Origin of the sequence: Paraburkholderia lebeckiae (assembly GCF_050436225.1) — a bacterium.
Taxonomy (GTDB): Bacteria; Pseudomonadota; Gammaproteobacteria; order Burkholderiales; family Burkholderiaceae; genus Paraburkholderia; species Paraburkholderia tuberum.
Genome location: NZ_JBNDLU010000002.1, coordinates 3,202,949 through 3,228,672, shown reverse-complemented (window position 1 = coordinate 3,228,672; position 25,724 = coordinate 3,202,949). Strand labels below are relative to the sequence as shown.

Annotated in this window: 26 protein-coding genes and 2 pseudogenes; 24 read left to right on the top strand and 4 right to left on the bottom strand. The window is 62.8% G+C overall.

Going from position 1 to position 25,724, the window contains the following annotated elements:
• Positions 1-217 precede the first annotated feature (217 nt).
• From OKW45_RS29480 to groL, 4 genes are all read left to right on the top strand, one after another.
• Positions 218-607: a hypothetical protein gene (locus tag OKW45_RS29480; protein WP_429472669.1), complete on the top strand. Its 390-nt coding sequence runs from the start codon at positions 218-220 to the stop codon at positions 605-607.
• A gap of 324 nt (positions 608-931) precedes the next feature.
• Positions 932-1,639: an FkbM family methyltransferase gene (locus tag OKW45_RS29475; protein WP_035470460.1), complete on the top strand. Its 708-nt coding sequence runs from the start codon at positions 932-934 to the stop codon at positions 1,637-1,639.
• A 499-nt stretch (positions 1,640-2,138) separates the two neighbouring features.
• A complete protein-coding gene (groES, locus tag OKW45_RS29470) occupies positions 2,139-2,429 on the top strand; it encodes a co-chaperone GroES (protein ID WP_008923887.1) in 291 nt (96 codons plus the stop codon).
• Positions 2,430-2,482: 53 nt separating this feature from the next.
• Positions 2,483-4,123 (top strand): chaperonin GroEL, encoded by a 1,641-nt coding sequence (gene groL / locus OKW45_RS29465; protein ID WP_018419577.1) that lies wholly within the window; start codon positions 2,483-2,485, stop codon positions 4,121-4,123.
• A 207-nt stretch (positions 4,124-4,330) separates the two neighbouring features.
• Here groL and cysC read toward each other — a convergent pair whose 3' ends face one another.
• The 3 genes from cysC to OKW45_RS29450 all read right to left on the bottom strand — a co-directional run bounded on the left by cysC (position 4,331) and on the right by OKW45_RS29450 (position 6,943).
• The gene (cysC, locus tag OKW45_RS29460) at positions 4,331-4,969 is read right to left on the bottom strand and encodes an adenylyl-sulfate kinase (RefSeq protein ID WP_429472668.1); all 639 of its coding nucleotides are present in this window, start codon (positions 4,967-4,969) and stop codon (positions 4,331-4,333) included.
• A gap of 26 nt (positions 4,970-4,995) precedes the next feature.
• Positions 4,996-6,009 (bottom strand): chondroitin 4-O-sulfotransferase, encoded by a 1,014-nt coding sequence (locus OKW45_RS29455; protein ID WP_429472667.1) that lies wholly within the window; start codon positions 6,007-6,009, stop codon positions 4,996-4,998.
• A gap of 70 nt (positions 6,010-6,079) precedes the next feature.
• Positions 6,080-6,943 (bottom strand): hydroxymethylpyrimidine/phosphomethylpyrimidine kinase, encoded by an 864-nt coding sequence (locus tag OKW45_RS29450; RefSeq protein ID WP_018419581.1) that lies wholly within the window; start codon positions 6,941-6,943, stop codon positions 6,080-6,082.
• 337 nt (positions 6,944-7,280) lie between these two features.
• Between OKW45_RS29450 and OKW45_RS29445 the strand changes: the two genes are divergently transcribed.
• The 8 genes from OKW45_RS29445 (at position 7,281) to OKW45_RS29410 (ending at position 14,418) form a co-directional block, all read left to right on the top strand.
• Positions 7,281-7,451, top strand: coding sequence for a rubredoxin (locus tag OKW45_RS29445; protein WP_006047743.1), 171 nt, complete (start codon positions 7,281-7,283; stop codon positions 7,449-7,451).
• Positions 7,452-7,822: 371 nt separating this feature from the next.
• Positions 7,823-9,229 (top strand): FimL-related protein, encoded by a 1,407-nt coding sequence (locus tag OKW45_RS29440; protein WP_429472666.1) that lies wholly within the window; start codon positions 7,823-7,825, stop codon positions 9,227-9,229.
• A gap of 307 nt (positions 9,230-9,536) precedes the next feature.
• The gene (locus OKW45_RS29435; protein WP_018419585.1) at positions 9,537-10,115 is read left to right on the top strand and encodes a YqgE/AlgH family protein; all 579 of its coding nucleotides are present in this window, start codon (positions 9,537-9,539) and stop codon (positions 10,113-10,115) included.
• A gap of 10 nt (positions 10,116-10,125) precedes the next feature.
• Positions 10,126-10,566, top strand: a complete 441-nt coding sequence (ruvX, locus tag OKW45_RS29430; RefSeq protein WP_018419586.1) for a Holliday junction resolvase RuvX — start codon at positions 10,126-10,128, stop codon at positions 10,564-10,566.
• Entirely contained in the window at positions 10,553-11,092 is a 540-nt protein-coding gene (pyrR, locus tag OKW45_RS29425) for a bifunctional pyr operon transcriptional regulator/uracil phosphoribosyltransferase PyrR (RefSeq protein WP_429472665.1), read from the top strand. The genes ruvX and pyrR overlap by 14 nt, the downstream gene beginning before the upstream one ends.
• Before the next feature lie 63 nt (positions 11,093-11,155).
• Positions 11,156-12,181, top strand: coding sequence for an aspartate carbamoyltransferase catalytic subunit (locus tag OKW45_RS29420; RefSeq protein WP_429472664.1), 1,026 nt, complete (start codon positions 11,156-11,158; stop codon positions 12,179-12,181).
• A gap of 60 nt (positions 12,182-12,241) precedes the next feature.
• On the top strand, positions 12,242-13,522 hold the full coding sequence (locus OKW45_RS29415; protein WP_429472663.1) for a dihydroorotase: 1,281 nt from the start codon (positions 12,242-12,244) through the stop codon (positions 13,520-13,522).
• Positions 13,523-13,560: 38 nt separating this feature from the next.
• Entirely contained in the window at positions 13,561-14,418 is an 858-nt protein-coding gene (locus OKW45_RS29410; RefSeq protein WP_429472662.1) for a lysophospholipid acyltransferase family protein, read from the top strand.
• Positions 14,419-14,453: 35 nt separating this feature from the next.
• On the opposite strand, the gene OKW45_RS29405 is transcribed toward OKW45_RS29410, so the two are convergent.
• Positions 14,454-15,326 (bottom strand): symmetrical bis(5'-nucleosyl)-tetraphosphatase, encoded by an 873-nt coding sequence (locus OKW45_RS29405; protein WP_429472661.1) that lies wholly within the window; start codon positions 15,324-15,326, stop codon positions 14,454-14,456.
• Between the two features lie 214 nt (positions 15,327-15,540).
• Between OKW45_RS29405 and OKW45_RS29400 the strand changes: the two genes are divergently transcribed.
• The 12 genes and pseudogenes from OKW45_RS29400 to gmd all read left to right on the top strand — a co-directional run bounded on the left by OKW45_RS29400 (position 15,541) and on the right by gmd (position 25,717).
• The gene (locus OKW45_RS29400; RefSeq protein WP_429472659.1) at positions 15,541-15,750 is read left to right on the top strand and encodes an NAD-dependent epimerase/dehydratase family protein; all 210 of its coding nucleotides are present in this window, start codon (positions 15,541-15,543) and stop codon (positions 15,748-15,750) included.
• A 305-nt stretch (positions 15,751-16,055) separates the two neighbouring features.
• Positions 16,056-17,117, top strand: coding sequence for a dTDP-glucose 4,6-dehydratase (rfbB, locus tag OKW45_RS29395; RefSeq protein WP_429472657.1), 1,062 nt, complete (start codon positions 16,056-16,058; stop codon positions 17,115-17,117).
• A 10-nt stretch (positions 17,118-17,127) separates the two neighbouring features.
• Positions 17,128-18,021 (top strand): glucose-1-phosphate thymidylyltransferase RfbA, encoded by an 894-nt coding sequence (gene rfbA, locus OKW45_RS29390; protein WP_429472655.1) that lies wholly within the window; start codon positions 17,128-17,130, stop codon positions 18,019-18,021.
• The gene (gene rfbC, locus OKW45_RS29385) at positions 18,006-18,557 is read left to right on the top strand and encodes a dTDP-4-dehydrorhamnose 3,5-epimerase (protein WP_429472653.1); all 552 of its coding nucleotides are present in this window, start codon (positions 18,006-18,008) and stop codon (positions 18,555-18,557) included. The genes rfbA and rfbC overlap by 16 nt, the downstream gene beginning before the upstream one ends.
• Positions 18,558-18,566: 9 nt before the next feature.
• A complete protein-coding gene (gene rfbD / locus OKW45_RS29380; protein ID WP_018419596.1) occupies positions 18,567-19,493 on the top strand; it encodes a dTDP-4-dehydrorhamnose reductase in 927 nt (308 codons plus the stop codon).
• 121 nt (positions 19,494-19,614) lie between these two features.
• Positions 19,615-21,039 carry a UbiA family prenyltransferase gene (locus OKW45_RS29375; RefSeq protein ID WP_429472652.1) on the top strand — a complete coding sequence of 475 codons (1,425 nt, stop codon included), beginning with the start codon at positions 19,615-19,617 and terminating at the stop codon, positions 21,037-21,039.
• A gap of 3 nt (positions 21,040-21,042) precedes the next feature.
• Positions 21,043-22,371, top strand: a complete 1,329-nt coding sequence (locus OKW45_RS29370; protein ID WP_429472651.1) for an FAD-binding oxidoreductase — start codon at positions 21,043-21,045, stop codon at positions 22,369-22,371.
• On the top strand, positions 22,368-23,108 hold the full coding sequence (locus OKW45_RS29365) for an SDR family oxidoreductase (protein ID WP_429472649.1): 741 nt from the start codon (positions 22,368-22,370) through the stop codon (positions 23,106-23,108). Before OKW45_RS29370 ends, OKW45_RS29365 begins: the two co-directional genes overlap by 4 nt.
• A gap of 74 nt (positions 23,109-23,182) precedes the next feature.
• Positions 23,183-23,602, top strand: coding sequence for a GtrA family protein (locus OKW45_RS29360; protein WP_429472647.1), 420 nt, complete (start codon positions 23,183-23,185; stop codon positions 23,600-23,602).
• Positions 23,599-23,949, top strand: a pseudogene (locus OKW45_RS39665) (DUF6311 domain-containing protein); the annotation flags it as partial. The gene OKW45_RS29360 and the pseudogene OKW45_RS39665, both read left to right, overlap by 4 nt.
• A 36-nt stretch (positions 23,950-23,985) precedes the next feature.
• Positions 23,986-24,325: pseudogene (locus tag OKW45_RS29355) on the top strand (sugar nucleotide-binding protein); the annotation flags it as partial.
• A 357-nt stretch (positions 24,326-24,682) separates the two neighbouring features.
• Positions 24,683-25,717: a GDP-mannose 4,6-dehydratase gene (gene gmd, locus OKW45_RS29350; RefSeq protein ID WP_429472645.1), complete on the top strand. Its 1,035-nt coding sequence runs from the start codon at positions 24,683-24,685 to the stop codon at positions 25,715-25,717.
• The last annotated feature ends 7 nt before the right edge of the window (positions 25,718-25,724 follow it).

The window sequence follows — 25,724 nt, the reverse complement described above, 5'->3', positions numbered from 1 at the left end:
GATAGGCCGTGGCGTTGCGGTGCTTGCGCCACGGCTCCCCGGAACGGGCACGTCGCGAATGCCGCTCTAACGAGCGTAGCACCGCGGTTTGGCCACGCGATGCATCGGATAGCGCGCGAAAACGCCATCGTGCAGTGCAATCAGGACACAATCGGCGAGGCGGCGTTTAAGATCGGGACAATCCCTGGTCGCCACGAAGGATCGTCAGGAGTCGAAGATGAAAAACCTATCGTATCGCTATCGGCCGCTTTGCGCAGCGTTCTGTCTGTCGGTGCTGTCGCTCGCCGCGCCGCTAGCGAGCGGCGCGAGCGACGCCGATATGAGCGCGGAGACGGCGGGCGAGCGCGCAAGCTTCGCGCAGGCGTTTTGCGACGTGTCGCCCGAGCGGATCGGCGCCTATAAGCAGCGGCTCCGAAAGGTCCTGACCGGTGCGACCGATTTCGATCAGCACTGGGACACGGGCTGGCACCGCGCCGACATCACCAATGGCCAGATGAACGCACTGCGCGAGCGAGATCCGAAGGAATTCGCGGCGCGCATCAAGGTCAATTGCGAACGGCTCAAGTGGATGGCGGGTAATGCGTTGCACCGGCCTGCGCAGAAGTGAAGTGAACGGGCGCTGTCGGGAGGCTGAAACACGGGACCCGGCTCAAACCGGAAGTTTTTAAGCCACTCCACGGTTTCGGCCAAAGATACAAAATTTATGACTTTTGCTCAGTGTTCAGCCATGCGTCGAGTAGCTGCAGATCTTAGTCTGAGCGATTATTCGAGCATGTATCTAGTTCGCGAATATCGTTCCGTCGGCCCTGTGCCGCATTGGCGACGCGTAATTAGCAACGCAATACAGGACCGACCTTCTGCTGGACAAGTCTACAGGTCAAACGCTGTTTGATCTTTTGCCGTTGCCTTTCCATGTTGGGGAGCGACTATCGTGAACTTCAAGACGTTGGGACACTTCCTTTGGCTCGTTCGTAAGACCTGGATAACGCGCGGACCGCGTTTGTACTATTCGCAGTTTGGGGAAGACGTAGTATTGCGCGAAATAATCAGTCCGCGGTGTAATAAGGGGATTTATGTAGACGTGGGTGCATACCACCCTGTCAAATTCTCGAACACGCATGCGCTGTACAAGCGTGGTTGGCGCGGTATCAACATAGACATGGATCCGGTGAAAATCGAAGCGTTTTCTCTTGCGCGGACTGGCGACGTAAATGTATGCGCGGCCATCTCCAACGAGAAACAGGTCAAGGAAGTTTATAATTTCTCCAATTATGGGTTGACTTCAACCATAGACCCCGCATTCGCTGCGACAGAAGGCCATCAGCCCACCTCTGTCCGGACTGTTGAAACCACCACGTTGAACGACGTTCTGGAGCACAGTCCCTACGCCAGTCAGGAAATCGATCTGCTTTCCATCGACGTGGAAGGTCACGATTTCGAAGCCTTGCGATCGATCGATATCGGCAGATACAAACCGAAGATCATTATTGTGGAAACGACGTTGGCATCGATCAGGGAAGTGATAGATTCCGCCATATTTCGCTATTTGGAAGAGCGCAATTACCGACTCGTCGGTTGGACACATCTTTCACTGATCTTCAGAGTGGAAAAATCTCAAATCTTTCGCATCCAGTTATAGCCCCAAGATTGTTGTCGCGACGTCCAGACATCGATTCAACCTCCCGCAGATCTTCAACTCGCCCCAGCCGCAAACCTCATCAAATGGAGAGTCGCCCCAAGGCGGGGCAGGGCTGACTACTGCAGCGGCGGCAGCGGCGCGCGCTCCGGGAATTCCCTAGGTTTGACGTTACGAGCCGGCGCTCCGCTCCGCGGTCGCTGCCTCGTCGTGGCCCGCCGTTCGCTTTGCGAGGGGCCGAATGTCAGCGTCATGCGTCGGTAAGCATTGTTTTTATAGAGAAAATTCCCAACGACCGACTCTTCGCCTTGGGGCAGGCTCAAGCTTGAGCGAATAAGTTCAAGCATCAGTGATCTCGACAGAGTTCCCCGCTTCTTGAATTTGTCACCGCCCGTCCATATAATTAGCACTCGCTGCACGAGAGTGCTAACAACATCTCCGGTTGGCTCGGCCAGCCGGGTTTTTCTCAGCGTTCTTCAGTCTCAATCAGAGAGGAGTATGTATGAACCTTCGTCCTTTGCATGATCGCGTGATCGTCAAACGTCTGGATCAGGAAACCAAGACCGCGTCGGGCATCGTGATCCCCGAAGCCGCAGCGGAAAAGCCGGATCAAGGTGAAATCCTCGCAGTCGGCCCGGGCAAGCGCGACGACAAGGGCGCAGCCATTGCGCTCGACGTGAAGGTCGGCGACCGCGTCCTGTTCGGCAAGTACGCAGGCCAGACCGTCAAGGTCGACGGCAACGAACTGCTCGTGATGCGCGAAGAAGACATCATGGCCGTGGTCCAGAAGTAAGCGCAAGCTCGCTACTTCCCCGGTTATATCCAAAGTATTCAAGGAGTTAGAAGATGGCAGCTAAAGACGTCGTATTCGGTGATTCCGCCCGTGCCAAGATGGTCGAAGGCGTGAATATTCTCGCCAACGCCGTGAAGGTCACGCTGGGTCCGAAGGGCCGCAACGTGGTTCTCGAGCGCAGCTTCGGCGGCCCGACGGTCACCAAGGACGGTGTGTCGGTCGCGAAAGAGATCGAACTGAAGGACAAGCTCCAGAACATGGGCGCGCAAATGGTCAAGGAAGTCGCTTCCAAGACCAGCGACAACGCAGGCGACGGCACGACGACCGCTACGGTTCTCGCGCAATCGATCGTCCGCGAAGGCATGAAGTACGTCGCATCGGGCATGAACCCGATGGACCTGAAGCGCGGCATCGACAAGGCTGTTGCAGCGGCAATCGAAGAACTGCGCAAGATCAGCAAGCCGTGCACGACCAACAAGGAAATCGCCCAGGTTGGCGCGATCTCGGCGAACAGCGATTCGTCGATCGGCGAGCGCATCGCTGAAGCAATGGACAAGGTCGGCAAGGAAGGCGTGATCACCGTCGAAGACGGCAAGTCGCTGCAAGACGAGCTGGACGTCGTCGAAGGTATGCAATTCGACCGCGGCTACCTGTCGCCGTATTTCATCAACAACCCGGACAAGCAAGTCGCCGTGCTCGAGAACCCGTTCGTGCTGCTGCACGACAAGAAGGTGTCGAACATCCGTGACCTGCTGCCGGTGCTCGAGCAAGTCGCGAAGGCTGGCCGTCCGCTGCTGATCATCGCTGAAGACGTCGAAGGCGAAGCGCTCGCAACGCTGGTCGTCAACAACATCCGCGGCATCCTCAAGACCGTTGCCGTCAAGGCTCCGGGCTTCGGCGATCGTCGTAAGGCGATGCTGGAAGACATCGCGATCCTGACCGGCGGTCAGGTCATCGCTGAAGAAACCGGCCTCACGCTCGAGAAGGCAACGCTGGCTGAACTGGGCCAGGCGAAGCGCATCGAAGTGGGCAAGGAAAACACCACGATCATCGACGGCGCTGGCGAAGCAGCGAACATCGAAGCTCGCGTCAAGCAAGTGCGCACGCAGATCGAAGAAGCGACCTCGGACTACGACCGTGAAAAGCTGCAAGAGCGCGTTGCCAAGCTGGCAGGCGGTGTTGCGGTGATCAAGGTCGGTGCTGCGACCGAAGTCGAAATGAAGGAAAAGAAGGCACGTGTCGAAGACGCACTGCACGCAACGCGCGCGGCTGTGGAAGAAGGCATCGTGGCAGGCGGCGGCGTCGCGCTGATCCGTGCACGTACGGCAATCGCTGGCCTGAAGGGCGCTAACGCCGATCAGGACGCAGGTATCAAGATCGTTCTGCGCGCCATGGAAGAGCCGCTGCGCCAGATCGTCGCCAACGGTGGCGAAGAAGCGAGTGTCGTCGTGGCAGCGGTTGCTGCTGGCAAGGGCAACTACGGCTACAACGCAGCGACCGGCGAGTACGTCGACCTGGTCGACGCAGGTGTCGTGGACCCGACGAAGGTGACGCGCACGGCGCTGCAAAACGCAGCTTCGGTTGCTGGCCTGTTGCTGACGACCGACGCAGCTGTCTGTGAACTGCCGAAGGAAGATGCTCCGATGCCTGGCGGCATGCCCGGCGGCATGGGCGGCATGGGCATGGACATGTAATTCCGCTCGGGCCTCGTGGTCCGGCCGCGTGGTTGAACTGCCGCGCGTCTGGATCACGGACGGGGCCCGGCTGGAAGTCCATGTGGGGAGTGCGCCGCGAGGCGTTTCCCCAAACGAAAAAAACCCGCTTAGGCGGGTTTTTTTTCGTTTGGGGCCGGCGTTGATGTGCTTGCTGGGGAGCGCTTCGGGACGCCCTTTTTGGCCGGATCAGGCGCCCGCGGCGTGAGCCGTGCGATGAGAGGACCTTCCGAGGCACTTTTCGCGCAGGTAGTGGAAGATCTGCGCGACGCTTTGCGCGGGGCTCAGCGTGCCCGTGTCGACGTGCAGGTCGGGATCGATCGGCGCTTCATAGGGCGCTGATAAGCCGGTGAACGAGCTGATCTCGCCAGACCTCGCTTTCGCGTAAAGACCTTTGGGATCGCGGCTCGCGCAGGTGGCGAGCGAGGCGGACACGTAGGTTTCGACGAACCTGTCGGCTCCGATGATCTCGCGCGCCATCGCCCGATCTTCGCGTAGCGGCGAAATCAGTGCGGAAATCACGATCAGACCCGCGTCGTTCATCAATTGGGCGACGTGCGCGACCCGGCGGATGTTTTCGCGCCGGTCGTGGGGCTCGAATCCAAGGTCGCTCGCCAGACCGTGGCGGATGTTGTCGCCGTCGAGCACATAGCAGGCGTGACCGAGCGCGATCAGCTGCTCCTCGAGCGCGAACGCGAGCGTCGATTTGCCGGCGCCGGACAGGCCGGTCAGCCAGATCGTGGTGGGCATCTGATCGAACATGCGTATGCGGTCCTGCACCGCGATCTTGCCGTGGAAGCGTTGCACGAATTGGGGCGGCTCTTTCATGGATAGGTTCTCTTGGCTCTTCTGGCTCATTCGCAGTGCCAGCCTTGCCGCCACGTGCCGGCGTTGTGCAGGCTTTCGGTGGAATTGGCAATGGTAACGCGAAAGGCTTCCGGGATATCGTTCGGCAGTGGAATCGAAAATCCGCTGTATGCGCTCGGATAGCCGGCGCTCGCCACCTCGGGCCGCGGCTCACCGCTGCAGCCGGTCGCGACGATCCGCGTGCCGACCCGCACCGCGAGCGGTACCTGCCGCTGCGGCTCGTTCAGGTTGACGGCCCAGCCGCACACTACGCCGTCGCGCACCGTGTCGACAAAACCGTCGAACAGGTCGGCGAGCGGACGCCGCCGGCTTCGCGCGAACTCCAGATAGGTGTCGATCGGCGCGAGATCGAAGCGGCCGATCACCTCATGCACGCGCGACAGGAATGAGCCATCGATGCCCAAATACGTTGAGTTATAGACGTGCGGATTCTCGAGCTGATCTATTTCGGACTGAATCACGCGCACCAATTCGAGCGCATTCGAAAAGACGCTGCCCGTTTCTTTCGCATAGGCTTCGACGATTCGATTCGCGTCGCGGAACAGCTCGTAATCAAGGCTATTGTCGTCGATGAACTTTTGTCTTGCTGCTTCGCTTACGTGAGCTTTGCCTTTCGGCGCGCCATGGATGCGATTCGATTCGAAACAGAACGGTAATTTCAACCCCGTCGAACCGCACAGCCGCAATAAGAATTCGCTCATGTCCTCGCAGACGCCGACGGTACCGATCTGTTCGCGCAAATGGATTTGCGCCACGGCAAGGCTCGCTTCGTTGGCCGCCGGCTCGCCGCTCAGCATCTGCACGAACAGGTTCCTGCCGCCGAGCGATTCGCTGACCCACTCGTCGAGCGACAGTACGCCTTGCAGCGCCAGGGCCTCGGTCGCCGACACGCTGACGCCGCGCGTGATCTGGCCGTTCTTGCCGTTCGCCGTATACCCGGTAGTGCGAGATCTGGCGCGCGAGCGGATCGCGCAGGATCGTCGAATGGAAAGTTGCGCCAATCGCGAAATTCGCATGAATGAAAAAAACGGCTGACAGCGGGCTTTCAGTCGATGCCGACGAATGGCGAGGTCAGTGCCGCGCTTCCCCCGGCGCCGCGCCCTTGCCTTGCGCGGGCGGCGTTTCGTCTTCATCGCTGCTGCGCGCCCAGAAGAAGCGATCGGGCGTGTACGCCCCCATGCCGGGCCGGAACGCATTGCGCACTGCCTGATACAGATACTCCTGGCTTTCGCGCACCGCTTCCGCGGGCTCCTGGCCGTTGGCGAGAAGCGCGGCGATTGCGGAGCCGAGCGTATCGGTCAGGCCCGTCAACCGATGCGGCGCGCGGTCCCACATGTCCTGACGCAACTGGCCGTCCTCGCTGAAGAGTGTGTTGACGAGCCGATGCGTGCCGGTTTCGGTCGATAGAATGTACTCGCAGCCCTGCGACAGCAGATGCGAGATCGCCGCGTCGAGGCTCGGCGCCTCCGCGTCGCCGTCGGGCTGCGCGAGCGCGAGCAGCGTCGCCGAGTCGGCGACCAGCAGCGTGGTTTGCGGCGCGAGCAGATCGGCGATCGCTTCGCGGAGTTCGTCGGCGGCGAGCACGTGTTCGTCGTCGAGCGTGAAGTCGGGGGCGAGGATCAGCGGGATGTCGTCGTAGTCGGCGACAACTTCCGCGATCGCGCTGACCACTTCGGCGCGCGTGCACGCGCCGACCTTGAATGCGGCGATCGGCATGTCCTCGAGCAGCATGCGCGCCTGCGTCGCGACGACGTCCGGGTCGAGCCCGGTGACTTCGTCGCAATTCGCCGAGTCGCGCACGGTATAGCCCGTGAGCACGGAAACGCCGTGGCAGCCCATGCTGGCAAGTGTCAACAGGTCCGCCTGCAGGCCAGAGCCGCCGGTGGGGTCGGAGAGACCGAAGGTGAGGACGATCGGAGGCGTGTCGCTGGGCATGAAAATGGATAAAGAAAGCAGGATTTCGGCGCGCAATGCGCAATTGGCTCAATTATGCGGCCTAAACCGTGGAGAGGGCGTTTTTTCGCGCGGCGGGGATCGCTTTGAGGTTGCCACGCTAGCGCCGCGAGCTTGCCGAGGACGCCCTATATCGCGCTGCCGGATGCCCCCACCGCCGTGCGGAATGACGCCGCAAGCGTCGTCCGCACGGCGCGCGGGCGCACCGCCGAAGCCCGGTCCACGCTACGATTGCGCGTTTTCGACTGCTAGGCATGGGGGCGGCAACACGGTACCATCATGGCTCCCGCTTCCACGGACTCAATGACGCGACAAAAGAATGGAATATCAAAGCTGGATGTGCCTGATTTGCGGCTGGATTTACGACGAAGAGGCCGGCTTGCCCGACGAAGGCATTGCGCCGGGCACGCGCTGGGAAGACGTGCCCATCAACTGGACGTGTCCGGAGTGCGGAGCGCGCAAGGAAGACTTCGAAATGGTCCAGATCTGAAGTCGGCAAGCTGCCGTCAGCCGGTCGGTCGTTCGAGTCGCTTGATCATTGTTCCGGCGTCGCGGTTTGATGGGTTCGTGCGACACGCCGGAAGCTTCGGCCCCCAAACCGGGTCCCGAGATTCGGTCCCGAACCTGAACCCTGAGCTTCGATCCCGAAAAGTCAGCGGCGTCATCCGCCGCGCAATTGCTGCAATCGCTTGATGCGTCCGGCGCGCCCGGCGCCTGTCTGAGCGCGCCGGCGCGGAACATCGCCGGTCGCGTCGTGTCGCAACGGTAGTCTGTCATTGTCCTGTCGCCGGTTCGCGCGGTGGCCGCTCACTCAGCATGCGGCGCGAAGCGACGGCCCCGTCAGCTTCGTGTCGCCTGCCCATGACTCTTCGATCCGCAGCACCCGTTTCCATCGATGCACTGCCGAACCCGCGCGGCGGTGCGGTCCGCCCTGCGGAACTCGCGCTCGCCGAGGCGTCGCTCGCGTTCGAGCAGCGCGACGAGAGCGGTGCCGCGCTGCTGCGCGCGTCGCATGCATTGCGCACGGTGGGCTGGCTCAGCGCGCAGCGTTTCACCGACGCCCTCGTGCGGCTCTCGCCGCTCGCGAGCGGCGAGCCAGCCGAAGCGGAAAGCGCGCGGCCAGTGTTCGGCGCGGCGCTGCGCGACTTCCGCGCGGCGCTCGAGCGTCACAATCTGCGCGAGCTCAGTTGCTCGCCGACGCTGTTTAACCACTACCGCGAGCTGTGCGCGCAACTCATCGAACCCACGCCGGGCTCCGCCGTCGCGTTCGAAGACCTCGCGCTGTGCGCGCGGCCAGTGCCGCCGGCTTCGCTGCACGCGCAATCGGCCGATCAGCTTGCCCATCTGCGGGCGCGCTACGAGCGCGCGTTGCTGCCGGTGCTGCGCTCGCAGGCCGACACAGGCAGCGCGGTGGCGCTTGCGGTCACGAACGCCGCGCTCGACGAGCTCGACGCCGTGTTTACCGAACTCGCCGGCCCCGATCCCTATGACTTCTGGCGGCTCGCGCGCGCCTGCGCGAAGGCGCTGCGCGCGCGCGGCCACGCAATCCGCGATATCGAGGCGCGGCGCTTCTACGCGCGCTGCAACCTGGCGCTCGCCGATCACGCGCGCGGTATCGAGCGCGCGCCGCGTTCGCTGGTGCGCGCGACGCTCGCGCTGTTGTGGCGCGACTACGCGCTGTTCGGCGCGGCCGCGCAAGACGCCGACCAGGTCGAGGTGCTGCACGATTATGGCTTGACCGTCGACTGGCACGTCGCCGGCACGCAGTCGTCGGAAGCGCTGTGGGAGGCGAGTGCGCTCGAGGCGCAGTCGCTGCCGCACACGCGCGATCTCGGCGTGCTGAGCGTCAACGCGAACGCGTACGAAGACTTCCTGCAGACCGCCGACGCGTCCATCGAGGCGCTCGCCGCCCATGCGCGCGCGGCCGATCAGCCGGAAAAAGCCGACCCGAGCGAAGCGCTGCAGGCAGGCGACGCCGCCTACCGGCTCGGCTCGGCCGCCTGCGCACTCGGTCTCGGTCACGTGGCGCTGCTCGCCGACGCGCTCGGTCTCGCATGGCGGCGTCGTGCGCATGCGGGCGTCGCGACGCCGGCGGTGCGCGCGCACGTGATGGTCGGCGCGCCGCCGGCCGACACGCTCGAGCAGGCCGCCGAGGCTTTGCGTGCGTCGCTGCACAAGGTCGCCGCGGGCGTTGGGCCGGCCGGCGGCAGCTTCACGCAGGCGGCGCTCGCCGCGCTCACGCGTGCGATCGAGCAGGGCGGCGCGTGAAGCGCATGCCGGGCCGGACCAAACGCGCGACGTGGCGCGCGAATTGCATCCGCAACGCCTCGACCGACGCGCGCCGAACCCGCTGAAATCCATTGTGACAAGTCACAATCCCGCTACTTGGCGACGCGCGCCGAACGTGCCGTTCTACGCGGTGTTTCGGCGCCTGATCGCGGCATGGCGCAAGTCGCGCGCGTGATAGAGTGCAACTTGATCCGGCGTCGATGGCGCGTCGCGTAGCGTGCAACCAACGCGTTGCAGTGCTCGAAGCAGCCCGCCATCGCGCATCGTCTTTGCTAAAATCCGAACTATGTCCAAGAGTACCGATCGCATCAATCTGACCAACCAGTTCCTGATCGCCATGCCGAACATGGCCGATCCCACGTTTTCAGGAACGGTGGTCTACCTTTGCGATCACAGTGAGCGCGGCGCGCTCGGCCTCGTGATCAACCGGCCGACCGATATCGACCTGCAGGCGCTCTTCAGTCGCATCGATCTGAAGCTCGAGATCGAACCGCTTCTCCATGTCCCCGTGTATTTCGGCGGCCCGGTGCAAACCGAGCGCGGCTTCGTGCTGCACGATCCGAAAGGCGGCAGCGCATACACGTCGTCGATGTCGGTGCCGGGCGGGCTCGAAATGACCACGTCGAAAGACGTGCTCGAGGCCGTCGCGAGCGGCAGCGGTCCGGAGCGTTTCCTGCTGACGCTCGGCCACGCCGGCTGGGGCGCGGGTCAGCTCGAAGACGAAATCTCCAAGAACGGCTGGCTGACGGTCGAGGCCGATCCGAAGATCGTTTTCGACGTGCCCGCCGAAGATCGTCTCGAAGCGGCGCTCGCGCTGCTCGGCGTGTCGTTGTCGATGCTGTCGGGCGAGGCCGGGCACGCATGAGGGGCCGCGCATGAATCTGCCGGTCGGACGTGAGGCGACGCTGCTTGCGTTCGACTACGGAGAGAAACGCATCGGCGTGGCAGTCGGCAATTCGCTGACGCGCCGCGCGCGGCCGCTCGTCGTCGTGCAGAACCGCAGCAAGGAGTACCGCTTCGAAGCGCTCGGCAAGCTGATCGCCGAATGGAAGCCCGATGCGCTGGTGGTCGGCCTGCCGATGCATCCCGACGGCACACCGCACGAGCGCACGCAACTCGCGAAGCGCTTCGGCAACCAGCTGAACGGCCGCTTCAATCTGCCGGTCACGTGGGTCGACGAGCGCTACTCGTCGGTCGAGGCCGAGGCGGAAATCCGCGCCGGCAATGCCCGCGCCGACATGCTCGATGCCGAAGCCGCGAGCATCATCCTCCAGCAATATCTTGACGGACTTTCCGACGATCATGAGTTCCATTGACGCCGAAGCGCTGTATCGCGCGTTGCTCGACCAGATTCGAGCGGCGTATGGCGACCATCTCGCCGCCACGCAAGACGGTGCCGAAGCGGCGGTTCTGGCGGGTATCCATAGCGGCGGCGCGTGGCTCGCCGAGCGGCTCGCGCGCGATCTGAAACTGCCGAGCTTTGGCGTGGTGAACGTCGCGCTGCATCGCGACGACTACGCGAAGAAAGGGCTGCACGCGCAAGCAAGACCGACCTCGCTGCCGTTCGAGGTCGATGGCCGGCGCATCGTGCTGGTCGACGACGTGCTGTACACCGGCCGCACGATTCGCGCGGCGGTGAACGAGCTGTATGACTACGGCCGGCCGGCATCGGTCGAACTCGCGGTGCTCGCCGATCGCGGTGGACGCGAGTTGCCGGTGGCGGCGCGCTTCGTCGGCGGCGTGGTCGACGTGCCGGCCGACGCGACGCTCGTGCTGGCCCGTGAAGACGACGGCGCGGGCGGCCAGCGGTTCTCTTTTCACACTGAAGCACGCGTCGATTGAACCTCGCGCGAGCGACGCGCCGACCTCGAGCACGTTGAAGCCCGTATTTGAAGCAGGTACATCATGAACACCGCCACCCCGGCTCCGCAAGATTCCTCCGCTAGCGCATCCGAGCGCTTCCGCTACGGCTTCCTGAAGGGCAACCCGCAGCTCACCAAGAACGGCGAGCTCAAACATCTGCTGTCGATCGAGGGGTTGCCGAAGGCTATCGTCAATCACATTCTCGAGACCGCCGACCAGTTCGTCAGCGTGACCGATCGCGAAGTGAAGAAGGTGCCGCTGTTGCGCGGCAAGTCGGTGTTCAACCTGTTCTTCGAAAACTCGACGCGCACGCGTACCACGTTCGAGATCGCGGCCACGCGGCTGTCGGCCGACGTGCTGAATCTGAACATCAACGCGTCGTCGACGAGCAAGGGCGAATCGCTGCTCGACACGATCAACAACCTGTCGGCGATGCACGCGGATCTGTTCGTCGTGCGTCATGCGTCGAGCGGCGCGCCGTTCCTGATCGCGCAGCACTGCGCGCCGCAGGTCCACGTGATCAACGCCGGCGACGGCCGTCACGCGCACCCGACGCAGGGTCTGCTCGACATGTACACGATCCGCCACTACAAGAAGGACTTCACGAAGCTGCGCGTGGCGATCGTCGGCGACATCCTGCATTCGCGCGTCGCGCGCTCGGACATTCATGCGCTGACCACGCTCGGCGTGCCCGAAGTGCGCGCGATCGGTCCGCGCACGCTGCTGCCGGGCGGCATCGAACAGATGGGCGTGCGCGTGTTCCACAACCTCGACGAAGGTCTCAAGGATGTCGACGTGATCATCATGCTGCGCCTGCAGAACGAACGCATGAGCGGCGCGCTGCTGCCGTCGTCGCAGGAGTACTTCAAGAGCTGGGGGTTGACGCCCGAGCGTCTCGCGCTTGCCGCCCCCGACGCGATCGTGATGCACCCCGGCCCGATGAACCGCGGCGTCGAGATCGACTCGCAGGTCGCGGACGGCCCGCAATCGGTGATCCTGAATCAGGTCACGTTCGGTATCGCGGTGCGCATGGCGGTGATGGGGATCGTCGCGGGCAACAACGACTAAGCAACGCCTGATCAGGAAGCCGAACGATAGGCTGAACCACAGGTTTAACAAAGGCAGCGCATGAAGATTCATATTCAAGGCGGCACGCTGATCGATCCGGCAGCGGGCACCGAACAGCAGCAGGACATCTTTATCGAGGCGGGCGAGATCGCCGCCCTCGGCAACGCGCCGGCCGGCTTCCAGGCAGAGCGCACGATCGACGCGCGCGGCCTGTCGATCGCGCCGGGTCTCGTCGACCTGTGCGCGCGTTTGCGTGAGCCGGGCTATGAGCACAAGGCGACGCTTGGCTCGGAAATGGCCGCGGCGCTCGCGGGCGGCGTGACGAGCCTCGTATGTCCGCCGGACACCGATCCGACGCTCGACGAACCGGGCCTCGTCGAAATGCTGAAGTTCCGCGCGCGCAATCTGAACAAGGCGCATGTGTATCCGCTCGGCGCACTGACGGTCGGTCTCAAAGGGCAGACCATCACCGAGATGGTGCAGCTGACCGAGGCGGGCTGCGTCGGCTTCTCGCAGGCCGACACGCCGATCGTCGATACCCAGGTGCTGATGCGCGCGCTGCAATACGCGAAGACCTATGGTTTCACCGTGTGGCTGCGTCCCGTCGATGCGTATCTGGGCAAGGGCGGCGTCGCCGCGAGCGGCGCGCTGGCGTCGCGGCTCGGGCTGTCGGGTGTCCCGGTGGCGGCCGAAACTATCGCGCTGCATACAATCTTTGAACTCGTGCGCGTGACCGGCGCGCGCGTGCATGTGTCGCATGTGTCGTCGGCGGCGGGCGTGGCGCTCATGCGCGCGGCGAAGGGCGAGGGCCTGCCGGTGTCGTGCGACGTCACCGTGAACCACGTGCATCTGATCGACCTCGACATCGGCTATTTCGACGCGCAGTTCCGGCTCGATCCGCCGCTGCGCCAGCAGCGCGATCGCGAAGCGATCCGCGCGGGCCTCGTCGACGGCACGATCGACGCGATCTGCTCCGCGCACACGCCGGTCGACGACGACGAAAAGCTGCTGCCGTTCGCCGAAGCGACGCCGGGCGCAACCGGCCTCGAATTGTTCCTGTCGCTGACGGTGAAGTGGGCCGACGAAGCGGGCGTGCCGCTTGCGACCGCGCTGAATCGCATCACCGCGGCTCCGGCGCAGGTGCTCGGCCTCGAAGCGGCTGGCCGTATCGCGCTCGGCGCGGTGGCCGACCTCTTCGTGTTCGACCGTCACGCTCACTGGCGCGTCGAGCCGCGTGCGCTGAAGAGCCAGGGGCACAACACGCCGTTCCTCGGCTACGAACTGCCGGCACAGGTGCGCGCGACCGTCGTGTCCGGTCAGCTCGCCTACGAACAGCGCTGAGCGGTATCGTTTCGGTCCAGTCAAGGAAAGCTCCGGCCATGAAGCTCGCGTTACGCAAGGTCCGTCTCATTACGCATCTGCTGCACGGCATGTGGACCGTCGCGACGCGCTTTCCGAACGCGAGCGCCGAGCGGCGTCACGCGCTCAATCGAGCGTGGTCGCTGAAGATGCTGCGGCTGTGCGGCATGCGCCTCGTCGTGCATAACGACGCGGCGCGGCTCGATCGTGGCGCGCTCGTCGTCGCCAATCACATCTCGTGGATCGACATCTACGTGATCAACGCGTGGCGGCCGACGCCGTTCGTGTCGAAGGCGGAGATCCGGCAATGGCCGGTGGTCGGATGGCTCGCGCAGCAGCTCGATACGGTGTTCATCCAGCGCGAGAAGCGCAGTGACGCGAAGCGCATCATGCACGAACTCGCCGCACGGCTCAGCGCGGGCGAACTGATGTGCGTGTTCCCCGAAGGCACGACGTCGAACGGGCTCGAGTTGCTGCCGTTTCACGCGAACATGTTCCAGGCCGCGGTGTCGGCCGGTGTGCCGGTGCAGCCGCTGTGCATCATGTACGAGGACGCGCAGGGCCGGCAGTCGACGGCACCCGCATATATCGTCGACGTGTCGTTGTCCGACTCGCTCGACATGCTGTTGCGTGGTGGTCCTCTGACCGCCCACGTATATGTTGGCGCACCGCTCGCGCCGGACGCGGACCGGCGGGTGCTCGCGGCGCAGGCTCAGCAGGTGGTGGCGAACGCGTTGCGGGACATGCAGGCCGGCAACGCAGTGGCGGGGACGGTCGCGCAAGAGGGCGACGTTGAAGATGCTGCGTCGTCGAGCGACGCTGCCGGGACGGCGGAAACGCTGATCGAGCCCGTCGATCAGCCGCGCCGCTCGGTCTAAGCGGCGGCGCTGCCGGGCCGCGTCGCCGTCTTCTGTTAGTTGCCCCCGCGCGGCCCGCCGCACGAATCGCAATCGACTTGCGTCAACGTCCGCTCAGCCGGGTTTTTCGCGAGCCGTACCGCCGACAGCTTGTGCCCCCACACGCAACCCGAGTCGAGGCCGATCAGGTTGTCGCGCAACATCAGGCCGAGCGCGGCCCAATGACCGAACACGACGGTCACGTCGGCGGTCTGGCGCGACGGCACGTCGAACCACGGCATGCAGCCGCTCGGTGTGGATGCGAGCGTGCCGCTGCTGCTGAAATCCATCACGCCATCGGCGCTGCAAAAGCGCATGCGCGTCAACGCGCTGCACGTGACGCGCAGCCGCTCGATACCCTTCAGGCCCGGCTTCCAGCGGTTCGGTTCATTGCCGTACAAGCCGGCAAGCGTATCTTTCCAGTTCGGCGCACGCAGCGCGCGTTGCAACTCGTCGGCGAGTTCGAGCGTCAGCGTCGCATCCCATTGCGGCAGCACGCCCGCATGCACCATCAGCATGCCGTTGTCGAAATGCGCGAGCGGGCGGTGGCGTATCCACTCGAGCAGATCGGCGGCATCGGGCGCGGCGAGGATGTCTTCGATCGTGTCGCCTTTCTTCGACTTGCGAATCCCCGCCGACACCGACAGCAGATGCAGATCGTGATTGCCGAGCACCGGCACCGCGCGCTCGCCGAGCGCGATCACGTCGCGCAAGGTGTCGAGCGAGTCGGGGCCGCGGTTGATCAGATCGCCGGCGAACCACAGCGGTGTGCCGTCCGGCGGCGCGGCTTTGGCGAGCAGTTTCTGAAACGGTGCGCGACAGCCTTGCAGATCGCCGAAAGCAAGAGGGGCGAGGCGAGCGGAGGTACTGGAAGCGTTGAGGGGTGTCATCGAGGAAATCAAGGCGATTCGATACGCGCGGTGCTGCACGGCGCGTGCCACGCTGGGCGGAGCAGCAAGCTAGCGTGACATAATAGCCCGTTTGGGGTTCGCGTATCGTGCGATCACGTTGCGGGACGCGGGTGGAACACCGCCGTAACACGGCACGGCGGCAACCCCGCATGGACCGCGCGCGATTCCAATACAACAACAGGATGACTCTTTCGTGAACGAAGCCAGCATATCGTCTTCTGCGGCGAAGCGATCATTTCGCACGCTCGTCACCGGTGCGAACGGTTTTACCGGCCGCTATCTGGTCGAGAAGCTGACCGGGCGTGGCCATACCGTGATCGAAGCGGTGTCCGGCCGCGACGAACCCGACACGCCGACACGCGTCGGGCTCGGCACGTGTCGCGGCGGCGTCCGCTCGGCTTGACACGATTCACCGGCGGTGTCGATCGCGAGATGGCATAGCGTTTCTGTGCCCGGTTCGCGCTATCGGCCGCATAAATGGTCACTACGACAGTCAACGGCAACCAGGCTGGTGAAGCTGTTTCAAGTTGTTGGGTTCGAGTTTTGGCGTGGACAACCTTATAATCGGGTCATCATAAGAATAGCGTCCGAGCGTTTGCTTGCGCACAGGCGGATGCAACGGACTGCTGCAGAATCGCAAACCATCACGCATCATGGGAAGGTCGGCGAGTCGATTCCGGGCGCCACTCACATCGACAAAGGAATTACATGATCCTGATAACGGGCGGTGCCGGCTTTATCGGCGCTAATTTCGTGCTCGACTGGCTGAATGCGTCGGACGAAGCGGTGCTCAACGTAGACAAACTGACCTACGCCGGCAACCTGGGCACGCTGAAGTCGCTACAGGGCAATCCCAAACACATTTTCGCGCGCGTCGACATTTGCGATCGCGCCGCGCTCGACACGCTATTGGCCGAGCACAAGCCGCGCGCCGTGCTGCATTTCGCGGCCGAGAGCCATGTGGATCGCTCAATCCACGGTCCGGCCGATTTCGTGCAAACCAACGTCGTCGGGACCTTCACGCTGCTCGAAGCGACGCGCAGCTACTGGAACACGCTGGGCGCTGCGGAGCGCGCCGCGTTCCGCTTCCTGCACGTGTCGACCGACGAAGTGTTCGGCTCGCTGTCGGCAACCGATCCGCAGTTCTCCGAAACGACGCCTTATGCGCCGAATAGCCCCTATTCGGCGACCAAGGCGGGTTCGGATCACCTCGTGCGCGCCTACCACCACACGTACGGCCTGCCGGTGCTGACCACCAACTGCTCGAACAACTACGGCCCGTACCAGTTTCCCGAAAAGCTGATTCCGCTGATGATCGCCAACGCACTCGGCGGCAAGCCGCTGCCCGTGTATGGCGACGGGCAGAACGTGCGCGACTGGCTGTACGTCGGCGACCACTGCAGCGCGATTCGTGAAGTGCTCGCGCGCGGCACGCCGGGCGAGACGTACAACGTCGGCGGCTGGAACGAGAAGAAGAATCTCGAGGTCGTGCACACGCTGTGCGACCTGCTCGACCAGCAGCGCCCGAAGGCGGCCGGCTCGTATCGCGACCAGATCACCTATGTGAAAGATCGTCCGGGTCACGACCGCCGTTACGCGATCGACGCCCGCAAGCTCGAGCGCGAACTCGGCTGGAAGCCGGCGGAGACGTTCGAGACGGGGCTCGCCAAAACGGTTCAGTGGTATCTCGACAACCAGCAATGGGTCGACGAAGTCGCTTCGGGCGAATACCGGAAGTGGGTCGAGACCAACTACGCGCAGCGCGCGTAAAGGCACGGCAATGGCGCGCAAAGGCATTATTCTCGCGGGCGGCTCGGGCACCCGCCTGTATCCGATCACGCACGTCGTCTCCAAGCAGCTGCTGCCGGTGTACGACAAGCCGATGATCTACTACCCGCTGTCCACGCTGATGGTGGCGGGTATTCGCGACGTGCTGATCATCTCCACGCCGCAAGACACGCCGCGCTTCGAGGCGATGCTCGGTGACGGCAGCCAGTGGGGCATGAACATCCAGTATGCGGTGCAGCCGTCGCCGGATGGGCTCGCGCAGGCGTTCATCATCGGCCGCGAGTTCGTGAACAATGATCCGTCGGCGTTGATTCTCGGCGACAACATCTTTTACGGCCACGATCTCGCGAAGCACCTCGAACGCGCCGACGATCAGACCGACGGCGCCACCGTGTTCGCGTATCACGTGCAGGACCCGGAGCGCTACGGCGTGGTCGAATTCGACAAGCAGTTCCGCGCGTTGTCGATCGAAGAGAAGCCGCTCAAGCCGCGTTCGAACTACGCGGTCACGGGTCTGTACTTCTACGACAAGCAGGTCTGCGACATCGCCGCGGACATCAAGCCGTCGCCGCGCGGCGAGCTCGAAATCACCGACGTGAACTCGCGCTACCTCGCGAACGCGGCGCTCAACGTCGAGATCATGGGCCGCGGTTATGCGTGGCTCGACACCGGCACGCATGATTCGTTGATCGAAGCCGCGACCTTCATCGCAACGCTGCAAAAGCGCCAGGGTCTGGTGGTCGCGTGCCCGGAAGAGATCGCGTACCGGCGCCAGTGGATCGACGGCGAGCAGTTGCTCGCACTCGCCAAACCGCTCGCGAAGAATGCCTACGGGCAATACCTGCAAAACATTCTCACGGATCACGTCGCATGGCCATCCAGGTAACCGCAACCTCACTGCCCGAAGTCAAGATCATCGAGCCGAAGGTGTTCGGCGATGCGCGCGGCTTTTTTTTCGAAAGCTTCAATGCGCTCGAATTCGCCGAGAAGGTCGAGCCGGGCGTCGAGTTCGTGCAGGATAATCATTCGCGTTCGGCGAGAGGCGTGCTGCGCGGTCTGCACTATCAGATCCAGCATGCGCAGGGCAAGCTCGTGCGTGTGGTCGAGGGCGAGGTGTTCGACGTCGCCGTCGACATCCGCAAGAACTCGCCGAACTTCGGCAAGTGGGTCGGCGTGACGCTGTCGGTCGAGAACCATCGGCAGGTGTGGGTGCCGCCCGGTTTTGCGCACGGCTTCGTCGTGCTGTCGGAGTCCGCGCAGTTCCTCTACAAGACCACGGACTATTGGTTCCCCGAGCACGAGCGCAGCATCGTGTGGAACGATCCGGCGATCGGGATCGAATGGCCGGTCGACTTCGAGCCGCTGCTCGCGGCCAAGGATGCGGCGGGCAAGCGTCTCGCCGACGCCGAAGTCTACGCATAAGAGGATCGCATGACCGCACATCACGCGAAACGGACCATCCTCGTCACCGGCGTGAACGGCCAGGTCGGTTATGAGCTCGCGCGCACGCTGCAAGGGCTCGGCAACGTGGTCGCGGTCGACCGCTCGCGGCTCGATCTGTCGAACCTCGATCAGATTCGCGCGGTGGTGCGCGACGTGCGTCCCGCGCTGATCGTCAATCCGGCCGCTTATACGGCGGTGGACAAGGCCGAAGAAGAGCGCGACCTGGCAATGCGCATCAACGGCGAAGCACCGGGCGTGCTCGCCGAGGAGGCGAAAAAGCTCGGCGCCGCGCTGATCCACTATTCGACCGACTACGTGTTCAACGGCACGAAAGAAGGCGCGTACGTCGAAGACGATCCAACCGATCCGCAGAACGTCTACGGCCGCAGCAAGCTCGCGGGCGAGCAGGCAATCGCGGCGAGCGGAGTGAATCACCTCGTATTGCGCACGAGCTGGGTGTACGGCACGCGCGGCAAGAACTTTCTGCTGACGATGTTGCGGCTCGGCGCCGATCGTCCGGAGCTGAAGGTGGTGGCCGACCAGTTCGGCGCGCCCACCTGGTGCAATACGATCGCGGCGCTGAGCGCGCATCTGTGCGCGCAGTCCTTCGCCGCCGAAGACGGCGCGAAGTGGTGGGACGAGCGTTCGGGCATCTATCACCTGTGCGCGGGCGACTCGACGTCGTGGCACGGTTTCGCGTCGGCGATCTTTGAACTCGCGGATTTGCCGAACAGGCCGAACACGCTGCCGATTCCGGCCGCGGATTACCCGACGCCCGCGAAGCGCCCAACCAATTCCAGAATGTCGAACGGCAAGCTGGCGCGCGTGTTCGGGCTCGCCGCGCCGCATTGGAAGGATGCGTTGAGGTTGTGCCTGACGGATGGGTTTCCGAGGTCGCCTGTCAATCGTTGCTGACGCAGCGTCTCTGGCGAGCGAGACTCTCGCGCCGGCCGTCACTTACTGCCATCATTCAATGTCACGAGGAGCGGAGCAGCCTTTTGCTCATTCACATTTTTCGGAATTCAAGGCCATTCAAATGAGCCAAAAGCCCCTCGTAGTCGATCTCGATGGAACGCTGATGCGCTCCGACGTTCTGATCGAATCCGTCTTTGCGTTTTTCAAGGCCGCGCCTCATCGTTTTTATCAGCCGCTGCTTTGGCTGATGCGCTTTGGCAAGCCCGGGCTCAAGTCCCGTCTCGCTGAGACGACCGATATCGACGTGACGGTGCTGCCCTATGACGAGAAGGTGCTGGAATGGCTCAAGCAGGAACGCGCCGCCGGGCGCCGCCTTGTCCTCGCCACCGCGAGCCATGAGCGCTTCGCGTACGCGATTGCCGATCACCTGAGTCTGTTCGACCAAACCTTCGCTACCAATAGCAACGTCAATCTGAGCTCGCGCAACAAGCGCGATCGGCTCGTCGCCGAATTCAGCGAAAAGGGCTTCGACTACGCCGGAAATTCGCACGCGGACATCGCCGTGTGGCAGGCCGCCGACCGTGCCTACGTGGTCAATCCGTCGGTAGGAGTCGAGCGGGTCGCGCGCAGGCAAGGTAATGTCGAGAACGTCATCGAGACGCGTCCGCCGCGTACCAAGGTTTGGGCGAAGTCATTTCGGCTGCATCAATGGCTCAAGAACCTGCTCATTTTCTTGCCGCTGCTGGCTGCGCACGAGGTATCGTCGATGCATCTGCTCGCCGCGGCCGTCTTCGGTTTCGTTTCGTTCGGGCTGTGCGCGTCGAGCGTCTACCTGCTGAACGACCTGCTCGATCTCGAGGACGATCGGCATCACCCGACCAAGCGTCGGCGCCCGCTCGCGGCAGGGACTTTGCCGCTATGGCAGGGCGCAATATTATTTCCGGTTTTAATGGTGATCGGATTCTGTATCGCCCACGTATTGTTGCCCATCCGATTTACCTTGGTGCTGTTCGCGTACTACGCGCTCACGCTCGCCTATTCGTTCTATCTGAAGAGGCAAGTCATGGTGGACGTGGTGGCACTCGCTTGCCTCTACACTTCGCGCATCGTTGCGGGGAGCGCGGCCATCGACGCGCGACTGAGCTTCTGGCTGCTCGCCTTCTCGATGTTCATCTTCCTGAGCCTCGCCCTCGTCAAGCGCTTTGCCGAACTGCATCTGCTGCAGGCGCGCGGACTCGTCAAGACGCGGGGCCGGGGATATGTGGCGGCTGACCTGTCGCTCGTCTCATCGCTCGGTGCGGCTGCGGGCTATCTGTCGGTGCTGGTGCTGGCTCTCTATATCCAGGACGACAATACACGTTTGCTGTATCGCCATCCCCAATATATTTGGCTTGCCTGCCCGCTTCTACTCTACTGGGTAAGCCGTATCTGGATCATCGCCCATCGCGGTCACATGCATGACGATCCTGTCGTTTTCGCCGCCAAGGATCGTGGTAGTTGGGTGGTAATCGGGTTGTGCGCCATCGTTTTCTGGTTGGCGATCTAGAAGATGGCGCACGTTCAGTCCTGGGGGCTCTATCCGTATGCACCGCAGAATCCGCACACACCCGCGTGGCGCGACGCAGTTGTAACGGCGTGGCGCGCGGCCGCTTCACATAGCGGCACGACGCTCGGATTTGGCCAGGGCCGCAGCTATGGCGACAGCTGTCTCGCGTCTTCGGGCCATGTCGTGTGCATGCGCGGCCTCGATCGTCTGATCAACTTCGACACCGCGAGCGGCGTGTTGCGCGCGGAGGCGGGCGTAACGTTGGAAATGATTCTCGAGCTCGCGATTCCGCGCGGCTGGATGCTGCCGGTTACGCCGGGGACCAAGTACGTCACGCTTGGCGGAGCCGTGGCCAATGACGTTCACGGCAAGAATCATCACGTGCGAGGTACCTTCGGCCGCTACGTGCGCCGCTTCGGCCTACTGCGCAGCGATGGCAGCGAGCACGAATGTACCCCTGGGGACGGGGCTGGCGCAGAGGCCGATTTTTTCGGCGCGACCATCGGCGGACTGGGGCTCACGGGACTGATTACCTGGGTTGAGATTCAACTCATGCCGATCCGCACGAGCTTGATGGATGTATCGAGCATCCGCTTCGACAACGTTGACGAATTCTTTGTCCTGTCCGAGCGCCTCGATCCGCTTCATGAATACAGCGTCGCATGGATCGATTGCCAAAGCCGCGGTGCGGCGCTCGGACGTGGCATCTTCATGGTCGGCGACCATGCGGCGGAAGGGCCGCTCGCAGTCGAGCGCCGCAAGAAGCACACGATTCCGATCGTCTCACCAGTCCCTGTGTTCAACAAGGTAACGCTGCGCGTGCTCAATGAGACGTATTATCGCCGCCAGGTTGCGGGCGAGATAAAGGCGAAGGTCGGATACGATAGCTATTTCTATCCGCTCGACGCGCTGTTGCAATGGAACCGAGTTTATGGCCGCTCCGGCTTCCAGCAATATCAATGCGTGATTCCGCCGAGTTGCGCACGCGAAGCTATACGCGAAGTGCTCGATGCGATTTCGCGCAGCGGCACCGGCTCGTTCCTCGCCGTGCTCAAGCGCTGCGGTGATCTTTTGTCGCCGGGGTGGCTGTCCTTTCCGCGGGAGGGGACTTCCCTTGCGCTCGACTTCCCGCAGCGCGAGGCGTCGAACCAGCGCCTGTTCGACACGCTCGATGCGATCGTCCGCGAGAGCGGTGGACGTCTCTATCCGGCAAAGGATGCGCACATGTCGGGGAACGATTTTCGCGCAGCCTACCCCCGTTGGACGGATCTGGAGGCACTGAGGGACCCTGCATTGCTTTCTCGATTTTGGGAGCGAACGACTCGCTTATGAAGAACATCGTGATCATTGGTGCAACTTCGGCCATCGCTTCCGCCTGTGCACGTGCATGGAATGGGCCGGGCGTGCGCTTCGCGCTGGTCGCCCGCAACGCGCGGCGCCTTCAGGAAACTGCAGACGACCTGAAGGCGCGCGGCGCCGAGCTCGTCACCTGCCACCATCTGGACATCGACGATCTGAATGCGCACGCGGCCGTTGTGCAGGCATGCCAGAGCGCCCTCGGCAGCATCGACATCGTGCTGGTTGCGCCGGGCACCTTGCCCGATCAGCATGAATGCGAGCGCGACGCGGCCGTCGCGGTGCGCGAATTCACGACGAACGTCGTTTCGGTGATCGCACTGCTTACGCGTTTCGCGAACATCGTCGAGCAGCAGCGCAGCGGCACCCTGGCGGTGATCGCCTCGGTCGCAGGGGATCGGGGTCGTCCATCGAACTACCTGTACGGCAGTGCGAAGGCCGCACTGGCCACATTCTGCGAAGGGCTCAATGCGCGCCTGAAGAAGGTCGGCGCACACGTGGTGACGATCAAGCCGGGCTTCGTCGCCACGCCGATGACGCAGGGCCTGCCGCTGCCCAAGCCCCTCGTGGCGACGCCGCAAGCCGTGGCCGCCGATATCGTGAAAGCCGTGTCGCGTCACCGCGACGTGCTGTACACCCCGTGGTTCTGGGCGGGCATCATGCTCATCATTCGATCGATTCCGCGCCGCATCTATAACCGTCTGTCGTTGTAATGGAAGGCGGTCGGCCTGTCGCGCTCGCGAAGGCCGACCGTTTCCGGCACTCGATACATCAACGCATCGATACCGTGAATTCATCGGCCAAATCACTCGCCACGCCCCACCTCGTGGTCCTTTATGCGCTCTTCGCGGCGCTGTCCATCGCCGCGAACATAGGTCTGCAAAAGCTGTCGCTGATGGCTTATGGCGGCCGTTTCGACGTGCTGCTCTCGGTGCTGGTCGGCACCGGAGGCGGCCTCGTGCTGAAGTTCGTACTCGACAAGATCTGGATCTTTCGCTACCGCCACAAGAATATTTCGCATGGCGTGGCGAGTTTCTTCCTGTACTCGTTGATGGGCGTGGCGACCACGGTCATCTTCTGGGGATTCGAGTTCGGAGCGGACGCCATCTTTCATTCCGAGCCAGCGCGTTTCGTCGGCGGCGCCATTGGCCTCACGATCGGCTATGTAGTGAAATACCAACTCGACAAGCGATTCGTTTTTTCGTGAGGCGGGCGCACAGCGCGGCCCCGCATCCGAATCATCGCCGCCTGTCGGCCTTGCGTCCTTCGCATCTCGAATGGTTGTACATCGGGGACTACCGGCGGAACCTGGCCGCAATCAACCTGTTCCGTAGCGCGCCGTGGCAATTTCCGCCTGGACATATCGGGACGAGCGATTTTCCTGTCGGCACGAATATCGTGTTCATGGACGGCAACCTGCCATTGGCGATCGTCACGAAGTTGCTCGGGCCGTTCCTCGGCCCGGTCGCGCAGACATACGGCGCGTGGATCTACCTGTGCGCACTGCTGCAGTTGTGGGCGATTTATTGGGCGCTGAGGCAGCACGCAGTCTCGTCGGTGTGCGCGTTCTTGGGCACGCTGTTGATCGGGCTGAGTTCCCATCTGGTCGCGCAGGGCATTCGCCGCGGAGGCCAGCGCGAAGTGGTGGGGCGAGCGCTCGGGTGTTTATCACCTGTGCGCCGGCGGCGCGACTTCGTGGCACGCCTTCGCATCGGCCATCTTCGAGCTAGCAGACTTGCCGAGCAAGCCAAAAACGCCGCCGAACCCCACCGCCGACTATCCGACGCCTGCGAGACGTCCCATCAATTCGCGGATGTCGAACGAGAAGCTCGCGCGCACTCGCGATTCATGCGGCAACGCGTGTTGCGCATGGTTTGCCGGCCGTTCTTCTGCCGAGGGGGCCTCGCCAATTTACGTAAGCTACCTGTGAGCGTTATGAAAAGGAGGCCGGAGTACAATATCGGCCAACGAGAAAGACTCGCGTGGCCCGTTAGCCGCCGCATGCGGCGAGCAATCCTTGTTCGCGTGCACTCGATTTGACGCTCAATTTGCAGGTTGAACTGACAGACGACAGTTGGCGCGGTAAAAAAGTCAGAAATGAGTGCTCTCAGTGCATTATTACCGAGCCGGTGGCGTGAGCATGAAGCAAACGTTGTCGGCATTGCCAAGAGTCGCGCACAGGAATGGGGGGAAATAGAGATCCGCTATAATCGCCCCGATTTATTAACTTTTTTCTTCGCGTTAGGGCACGTCGCATGGGGCGGAGAAGTCATCATCGGAGACGGAATTGACGAGCGCAGTTGTGACTGGCATTACAGGGCAGGATGGGGCATATCTGACTCAGATGCTGCTTGAAAAAGGTTACGATGTGTACGGCGCGTATCGGCGTACGAGTTCGGTGCACTTTTGGCGAATGGAAGAACTCGGTCTTACTAACCATCCGAAGCTCCGACTGATCGAGCATGATTTGACCGACCTGGGTTCTACACTGCGCCTGCTAGAAAAGGCCCAGCCGAGCGAACTGTACAACCTTGCCGCTCAAAGTTTTGTCGGTGTCTCGTTCGACCAGCCAGCCACGACTGCAGAAATCACCGGTGTTGGAGCGCTGAATCTGCTGGAAGCCATTCGTCTTACCGACCGTTCTATTCGCTATTACCAGGCCTCCACCTCGGAAATGTTCGGTAAGGTCCAGGCCGTGCCGCAGAAAGAAGACACGCCTTTCTATCCTCGCAGCCCGTACGGTGTGGCCAAGTTGTACGCGCACTGGATGACCGTCAACTACCGTGAATCGTACGACCTTTTTGCGACGAGCGGCATTCTGTTCAATCACGAATCGCCGCTGCGCGGGCGTGAATTCGTCACGCGCAAGATCACGGATTCGGTCGCGAAGATTGCACTCGGCCAACTCGATGTCCTTGAGTTGGGCAACCTTGATGCGCAGCGCGACTGGGGTTTCGCGAAAGAGTACGTCGAAGGCATGTGGCGAATGCTCCAGGTCGATGAACCGGACACTTTCGTGCTTGCGACCAATCGCACCGTAACTGTCCGCAACTTCGTGACTATGGCCTTCCGTGCGATCGGCACCGACATCGAGTGGCGCGGTAAGGACGAAAAGGAAGAAGGTGTCGATGTATCGAGTGGTAAGGTGATTGTGAGGGTGAACCCCAAATTTTATCGCCCGGCGGAAGTCGACCTGTTGATCGGCGACGCCACGCGAGCCAAAGAAAAGCTGGGCTGGGAGCCCAAGACGACGCTGGAAGGTCTCTGCGCAATGATGGTGGAAGCCGATCTGCGGAGAAACAAGATTGGTCAGTCCTATTGAGGCGAGC

What these genes read in the sequence shown, in the direction of transcription:
- ruvX (WP_018419586.1), top strand. Translation starts at nt 10,126, where the DNA reads ATGAATCTGCCGGTCGGACGTGAGGCGACGCTGCTTGCGTTCGACTAC.
- rfbA (WP_429472655.1), top strand. Translation starts at nt 17,128, where the DNA reads ATGGCGCGCAAAGGCATTATTCTCGCGGGCGGCTCGGGCACCCGCCTG.
- OKW45_RS29445 (WP_006047743.1), top strand. Translation starts at nt 7,281, where the DNA reads ATGGAATATCAAAGCTGGATGTGCCTGATTTGCGGCTGGATTTACGAC.
- groL (WP_018419577.1), top strand. Translation starts at nt 2,483, where the DNA reads ATGGCAGCTAAAGACGTCGTATTCGGTGATTCCGCCCGTGCCAAGATG.
- groES (WP_008923887.1), top strand. Translation starts at nt 2,139, where the DNA reads ATGAACCTTCGTCCTTTGCATGATCGCGTGATCGTCAAACGTCTGGAT.
- rfbB (WP_429472657.1), top strand. Translation starts at nt 16,056, where the DNA reads ATGATCCTGATAACGGGCGGTGCCGGCTTTATCGGCGCTAATTTCGTG.
- OKW45_RS29420 (WP_429472664.1), top strand. Translation starts at nt 11,156, where the DNA reads ATGAACACCGCCACCCCGGCTCCGCAAGATTCCTCCGCTAGCGCATCC.
- OKW45_RS29405 (WP_429472661.1), bottom strand. Translation starts at nt 15,326, where the DNA reads ATGACACCCCTCAACGCTTCCAGTACCTCCGCTCGCCTCGCCCCTCTT.
- OKW45_RS29370 (WP_429472651.1), top strand. Translation starts at nt 21,043, where the DNA reads ATGGCGCACGTTCAGTCCTGGGGGCTCTATCCGTATGCACCGCAGAAT.
- OKW45_RS29410 (WP_429472662.1), top strand. Translation starts at nt 13,561, where the DNA reads ATGAAGCTCGCGTTACGCAAGGTCCGTCTCATTACGCATCTGCTGCAC.
- OKW45_RS29415 (WP_429472663.1), top strand. Translation starts at nt 12,242, where the DNA reads ATGAAGATTCATATTCAAGGCGGCACGCTGATCGATCCGGCAGCGGGC.
- rfbD (WP_018419596.1), top strand. Translation starts at nt 18,567, where the DNA reads ATGACCGCACATCACGCGAAACGGACCATCCTCGTCACCGGCGTGAAC.
- OKW45_RS29480 (WP_429472669.1), top strand. Translation starts at nt 218, where the DNA reads ATGAAAAACCTATCGTATCGCTATCGGCCGCTTTGCGCAGCGTTCTGT.
- cysC (WP_429472668.1), bottom strand. Translation starts at nt 4,969, where the DNA reads ATGAAAGAGCCGCCCCAATTCGTGCAACGCTTCCACGGCAAGATCGCG.
- pyrR (WP_429472665.1), top strand. Translation starts at nt 10,553, where the DNA reads ATGAGTTCCATTGACGCCGAAGCGCTGTATCGCGCGTTGCTCGACCAG.
- OKW45_RS29435 (WP_018419585.1), top strand. Translation starts at nt 9,537, where the DNA reads ATGTCCAAGAGTACCGATCGCATCAATCTGACCAACCAGTTCCTGATC.
- rfbC (WP_429472653.1), top strand. Translation starts at nt 18,006, where the DNA reads ATGGCCATCCAGGTAACCGCAACCTCACTGCCCGAAGTCAAGATCATC.
- OKW45_RS29375 (WP_429472652.1), top strand. Translation starts at nt 19,615, where the DNA reads ATGAGCCAAAAGCCCCTCGTAGTCGATCTCGATGGAACGCTGATGCGC.
- OKW45_RS29440 (WP_429472666.1), top strand. Translation starts at nt 7,823, where the DNA reads ATGACTCTTCGATCCGCAGCACCCGTTTCCATCGATGCACTGCCGAAC.
- OKW45_RS29365 (WP_429472649.1), top strand. Translation starts at nt 22,368, where the DNA reads ATGAAGAACATCGTGATCATTGGTGCAACTTCGGCCATCGCTTCCGCC.
- OKW45_RS29450 (WP_018419581.1), bottom strand. Translation starts at nt 6,943, where the DNA reads ATGCCCAGCGACACGCCTCCGATCGTCCTCACCTTCGGTCTCTCCGAC.